5 protein-coding genes and 1 pseudogene are annotated in these 6,298 nt (G+C 43.7%); 5 read left to right on the top strand and 1 reads right to left on the bottom strand.

The genetic code is table 11. From position 1 onward, the window contains the following. From B4J23_RS02930 to B4J23_RS02910, 5 genes and pseudogenes are all read left to right on the top strand, one after another. Positions 1-282, top strand: a pseudogene (locus tag B4J23_RS02930) (BMP family ABC transporter substrate-binding protein); the annotation flags it as partial. Between the two features lie 112 nt (positions 283-394). Next, positions 395-1,996 (top strand): ABC transporter ATP-binding protein, encoded by a 1,602-nt coding sequence (locus B4J23_RS02925; RefSeq protein WP_291358717.1) that lies wholly within the window; start codon positions 395-397, stop codon positions 1,994-1,996. Positions 1,997-2,011: 15 nt separating this feature from the next. Next, entirely contained in the window at positions 2,012-3,106 is a 1,095-nt protein-coding gene (locus tag B4J23_RS02920; RefSeq protein ID WP_291358716.1) for an ABC transporter permease, read from the top strand. 24 nt (positions 3,107-3,130) lie between these two features. Further along, positions 3,131-4,051: an ABC transporter permease gene (locus B4J23_RS02915; RefSeq protein ID WP_291358715.1), complete on the top strand. Its 921-nt coding sequence runs from the start codon at positions 3,131-3,133 to the stop codon at positions 4,049-4,051. A 25-nt stretch (positions 4,052-4,076) separates the two neighbouring features. After that, on the top strand, positions 4,077-5,444 hold the full coding sequence (locus B4J23_RS02910; RefSeq protein WP_291358714.1) for an amidohydrolase family protein: 1,368 nt from the start codon (positions 4,077-4,079) through the stop codon (positions 5,442-5,444). Positions 5,445-5,480: 36 nt separating this feature from the next. Here B4J23_RS02910 and B4J23_RS02905 read toward each other — a convergent pair whose 3' ends face one another. Further along, positions 5,481-6,080, bottom strand: a complete 600-nt coding sequence (locus B4J23_RS02905) for a hypothetical protein (protein WP_125278680.1) — start codon at positions 6,078-6,080, stop codon at positions 5,481-5,483. Between the last annotated feature and the right edge of the window lie 218 nt (positions 6,081-6,298).

The following is a 6,298-nucleotide window of genomic DNA, read 5'->3' as shown; positions in this document are numbered from 1 at the left end:
CAAGTGGCTAATAAAACCTGGAAACCTGCCGCTCTCTGGTATGGCGTAAAACAGGATGCAGTGAAAATTGAAAACTTCGGACCTGCTGTTCCTGCAAAGGTGAAACAGTCCGCTTTAAATGCACAAAGTGCGATTCATAAAGGCACATTACATCCATTCCAGGGCCCAATCTATAAACAGGATGGAACTTTGGTGATTGCCAAAGGCGGCAAAATGACAGATGAAGCGCTTGGAAAAATGAACTTCTATGTGAAAGGGGTTGAAGGTTCATTACCTAAATAATTCTTTCACTATGTGTATGACTTAAAAATAAAAGAAAGTAAATCCTGAAAAATCATCCCCCCAGTCCATGAATCACTTTATGGACTGGGCCAAAATGAGTGGAGACTGAGTTATGAGCGATCTGCCTCACATGTCAAATGACATCGAAATGTCATCGCTCAATGAGCAGCAAATTCCACGACTGGAGCTGATCAATATCAGCAAAAGCTATAACTCATTGAAAGCAAATGACAGTATTAATTTAAAAGTCCAACCTGGGCAAATTCATGCCATTTTGGGTGAAAACGGTGCTGGTAAAAGTACCTTGATGAAAATCATCTACGGCGCCACCAAAGCAGATAGCGGTCATATCGTCTGGAATGGCAAAGAAGTACAGATAGAAAGTCCGTCGATGGCCAGAAAACTGGGGATTGGCATGGTGTACCAGCATTTCTCACTGTTTGAAACCATGACTGTGGCTGAAAATATTTTATTAGGTTTGGATGAGAAAATAGATTTAAAAAGCTTAGGGGCTAAAATCACCGAAGTATCAGAACAATATGGCTTACCGGTAGATCCACGGCGTGAAGTTTTTTCTTTATCGGTTGGTGAGCGACAACGGGTCGAAATTATCCGCTGTCTACTCCAAAATCCTTCCTTACTCATTTTAGATGAACCGACCTCCGTATTAACCCCACAAGCGGTACGTCAGTTATTTAAAACTTTGCGACTGGTGGCTTCGCAAGGTGTTTCAATTCTTTATATCAGCCATAAATTACATGAAATCAAAGAACTCTGTGATGAAGCAACGATTCTGCGTAATGGTAGAGTCACCGGCTATGTACTGCCTTCTGAAAACAGTACCAGTGAACTGGCCAAATTAATGATTGGCCGGGAATTGCCGACTTATGCGCATGCTGAATATACAGGCGAACATCGCACGCTGTTTCAGGTGAAAAACCTGAATTACGAAACTGATGATCCTTTTGGCGTGTCCTTATCCAATATTCAACTTAACCTGAATTCGGGTGAAATTCTGGGCATTGCTGGTATTTCGGGTAATGGTCAATCTGAATTACTGGCTCTGCTTTCCGGTGAGCAAACGGCGAAAAAAGGTCAGGTTTTTCTATTAGATCATGACATTTCTGAACTCAGTGCAGGCCAGCGACGTGATCTAGGCTTGGGCTTTGTTCCGGAAGAGCGTTTGGGTCGAGGTGCTGTGCCGAATATGACATTGGCACAAAACACTTTGTTAACTGCTTTCCGTCAGGGTTTAAACAAATGGGGCTTTATCCAGTTTGAGAAAACTGTCGCTTTTGCTCAGCAATGTATTGAAAAATTCGGGGTAAAAGCTGCAGGACCGCAAGCGGAAGCCCGCAGCCTTTCGGGCGGCAATCTGCAAAAATTTATTGTAGGGCGTGAAATCCTGCAACAGCCGAAAGTGCTGATCATCTCCCAGCCAACCTGGGGCGTTGATGTCGGCGCATCGATGTTTATTCGTCAAACCCTGATTGATCTTTCCCGTCAAGGTGTTGCGATTTTAGTGATTTCAGAAGAGCTGGAAGAACTGTTTGAAATTAGCGACCAGATTTGTGTTCTGGCTGGTGGAAAGCTGTCTGCACCTGTTCCAGTTAAAAATACCAATGCAGAACAGATTGGCCTGCTCATGTCAGGTATTCAGGCAGATCCAGCAATATTAGCTGAGTCCGAGCCTGTCCATGAAGCACACGCGTAGAGAAGAGGTGTAAATATGCATTTATTAGAACCTAGAGAACATCCTTCTCAATTAATGAAATGGCTTTCACCAGTGCTTGCATTACTCGCCATGCTGGCGGTAGGTAGCCTATTGTTTTTAATGCTTGGAGTGAATCCTGCTCAGGCTTTATATATCTTTTTTATTGAGCCATTGACTTCAGTCTATAATCTGAGTGAACTGATAATTAAAGCCAGTCCGCTGATTTTAATTGCCTTGGGTCTGGCTGTTGGGTTTCGTGCCCGTCTGTTTAATATTGGTGCTGAGGGGCAGTTGGCTATGGGGGCCATCTTTGGCGGTGGTATTGCCATCCTGTTTCATGAGCAGATCGGCTGGTGGATTTTACCTTTAATGGTGATTATGGGTGCGATTGGTGGTGCAATTTGGGGCCTGATTCCAGCGCTGCTAAAAACCCATTTTAATGCGCAAGAAACCTTGACCACCTTAATGATGAACTATGTGGCATTTTTCCTGCTGATGTATCTGGTCAATGGTCCATGGCGTGATCCAGATGGCATGAACTTTCCACAATCCTTAATGTTCTCGGAAAGCGCGACCCTGCCGCTGATTATGGAAGGCACACGGATTAACGCCTCAATTTTTATCACGATCATCGCAGTGGTGCTGTTCTGGGTTTTTATCCGTAAGAGTCTGATGGCTTATAAACTGGAAGTCAGTGGTCAGGCACCTTTGGCAGCTCAATATGCAGGATTTTCAGCAAAAAAAGCCATCTGGTTAAGTTTGGGAGTTTCAGGTCTGATGGCGGGGATTGCCGGAATCTGTGAAGTTGCAGGTCCAATCGGCCAGCTCAATCCGAATATTTCACCAGGTTATGGTTATGCAGCCATTATTGTGGCTTATCTGGGCCGACTAAATCCAATTGGAATCGTACTTTCAGGTTTCCTGATGGCGCTGATCTATTTAGGTGGCGAACTGGCACAAATGCAGTTGCAACTCCCAGTCGCGATTACCGGAATTTTCCAGGGCCTGCTTTTATTTTTCCTGTTGGCTTCAGATGCCCTGATTGAAAACCGCTACCGTTTTACCAAAAAGAAAATCAAAAAAACCATGACCACTGCGCAAGCAGCCTGATCCAGACAGAAGAAGGATAACAACATGAGTATTGAATTAACCGCAATTGTTGCCGGAACTGTCGCTGCGGCAACGCCATTGATCTTTGCCGGGCTGGGTGAGCTGGTAGCAGAGCGTACCGGTGTCATCAATCTTGGGGTAGAAGGCATGATGCTGGTCGGTGCCATTGCTGGATTTGCTTTCGCTAGCCAGTATGAAGCCAGTGTCGCCAGCGCCTTATTTATGGGCGGATTGGCAGGCACATTGATGGCACTAATTTTTGCATTTTTTACCTTATCTTTAAGCACCAATCAATCCGCCTGTGGTCTGGCACTCACTATTTTTGGGATCGGGATTTCTGCCTTTCTAGGACAGAATTATGTCAGTACGGCCTTACCAGGTCTGGAAAACCTAAAAATTCCGGGACTCGCTGATATTCCATTCATAGGGCCAGTCCTGTTCCAGCAAAACTATGTGGTGTATCTGTCCATTCTTGCTTTTGTGCTGGTGTGGTGGGTACTGAGTAAAACCCGTTTAGGCCTGTTACTGAAAGCTGTTGGGGAATCTCCAGAAAGTGCACATGCCATGGGCTATAACGTGCTAGCGATTCGCTATGGTGCAGTCATGTTTGGCGGTGCAATGGCTGGTATTGGTGGTGCATTTTTATCTACGGTTTATACCCCAATGTGGATTGAAAATATGGTCGCAGGACGTGGCTGGATTGCAATTGCATTAGTGGTTTTTGCTGCATGGAAACCAACGCGCTTGATGTTGGGTGCATATCTATTTGGTGGTGTAACGATTTTGCAGTTTCATGCCCAGGCTCTGGGTCTAGAAGTAGCGAATGAACTGTTATCGGCATTGCCATATATCGCAACCATTGTCGTCTTAGTTCTCATTTCACGCGACAAGAAGTTATTGAAACTCAATTTACCAGCGTCACTCGGCAAAACCTTTAGCCCTTAACCGGACAAATCTCAGGAATTACTTTATGAAAATTATAAGCGCAGATTATGTCCTGACCATGAACTCCAACCTGGACTGTATTAAAGATGGTGCCATCCTGATTGATGGTGCTCTTATTAAGCAGGTAGGAACATTACAGGAATTAACTCAGCAATATCCTGAAGCTGCAGTTACCCAGTATCCTAAAAGTTTATTGATGCCGGGCTTGATTAATACCCACTGCCACTCAGGCCTGCTACGCGGTACAGCTGAGGGTTTACCGGTCTGGGACTGGCTGCAGCAGTTTATTGATCCGATGCATCGGGTAGTGACTCCCGAAGATTCCAAAATTGCCTCTTATCTCTGCTATGCCGAAGCGCTGCTATCCGGCACGACTACCATTGTGGATATGTGGCGTTATATGGAAGGTAGTGCTGAGGCCGCACAGCAACTCGGTATACGTGCAGTGCTGGTGCCATATGTGGCTGAACATCCAGATCACAACTATTTTGAAACCCTCAATAGTAATGAAGCTTTAATTCAAAAATGGCATCAAGCCGCAAATGGGCGAATTCAGGTCTGGGTTGGCTTGGAACATCTGTTTTATGCTGAAGAAAAAGCCTTGGCACGTATCCAGAAAATGTGTCATGAATATCAGACGGGTTTTCACACGCATAGCAACGAAAGCAAGTTTGATGTTGAAGAAAACCTTCGACGTTATGGCGTGCGCCCGATCCAGACGCTGGAACAATTGGGCATGCTGGATGTACCTCAATGCCTGTTAGCGCATTGTGTCTGGGCCAATTCAGCAGAGATCGAAATTTTAAAACACTATAATGTTGGTGTCGCACATAACCCGATATCGAATATGAAACTGGCATCTGGCGCCGCCCCCATTACGGAAATGCTTAAACATGGCATTGCTGTAGGATTAGGTACTGATGGCGAGAAAGAAAATAATAATTTAGACATGTTTGAAGAAATGAAAACTGCTTCATTATTGGCGAAGTTTTCCGGTTTAGATGCTGCAGCACTGGATTCATGGTTTGTCTGTCAGATGGCAACTCGGACAGGTGCCAAAGCCTTAGGCATGCTGGATCAGATTGGTTCGTTAGAAGCTGGAAAACTTGCCGATATTATTGCAGTAGATATTGCGACCCCAAGAATGACACCCTTGATTGATCAAGGCCCGTTATTTAATTTACATACCAATCTGGTACATGCAGTACAAGGACAGGATGTACATATGACCATGGTCAACGGTCAGATGGTGGTAGAAAACCGAAAACTGGTACGTGCTGATCTACAAATCTTAATTGATCAGGTCAATCAGGCTGCTCCAGCCTTGTTCCAGCGACGCGCGAGATGGCTCGCAGAACAGGGAAGTGCGGTCAATGAATTACAGCGCCTGTAAATAAAGTTTAAAAACTAACCCTAACTTTAAACAGACTTATCTATGCTCCAGAATGGATAAAAAGGCTTCGAGAAAGTTAGGCAGTCTTTTATGATGGATCTGACCGACCTTAATTACTTCATAGGTCAGACCATCAGCCTGAAGGTTGTTACTTTCAGCTTTTAATTTCTGCAATGTTAACTGTAAGCCTTTTAACCATTCTTCAAGCGCCTTGATCGGAATATCATTTTTAAGATCTCCACCTTGCATGGCAGTTTTAAAATGACTCAAGGTCGTACTATCCTTAAAGCAGGCTTCAACCTGATGTTCAGTACTTTCAAACAGGTCATGCTTGATCACAAATAAAAATTTTCCAATCGCTGGCTTAAGCGCACTGAGATAAATATTTTTTTCATTCAGGGTATATCTTTTATTTCTGGTATTAATAAATTCTGAATTCCAGCCTTGAGATTCTAGAAAATGATCCATTTCAGCGAAGATGAGATCAGTGACTTGCTCCTCAATGCGTTCTGCGAGTTCCTTCAGTTCATGACTGAGCACGATCAGATTATTTTCCAGCTTTGAGCGCTGGGATTTTTCTTCATCATGCTGCTTGGATTGGGCCAAAATGGCCTGGAAGCGTTGTTCAGGCGTCATGATTTTACTCACTTGATATGCAGCCTTGATCGCTTAATCATGTGACTGAAAAGCTATAATTGCAAGCAGGTAAAGAGGGGGATATTGGGGAAGATTTTAAAGTAAAATATATATTTTTACTGACATAAATTATTGTTTTTAAATTTAATAATTATTATTAAAATATTTTTTATTTGGTTTTAAACTCGAATCATTACATATTTTGTAGCGATTCAATT

It is taken from the genome of Acinetobacter sp. UBA3025, assembly GCF_002367915.1.
In the GTDB taxonomy this organism is placed as follows: domain Bacteria; phylum Pseudomonadota; class Gammaproteobacteria; order Pseudomonadales; family Moraxellaceae; genus Acinetobacter.
The sequence above is the reverse complement of the archived record's forward strand: the minus strand, read 5'-3'. Positions and strand labels throughout refer to the sequence as shown.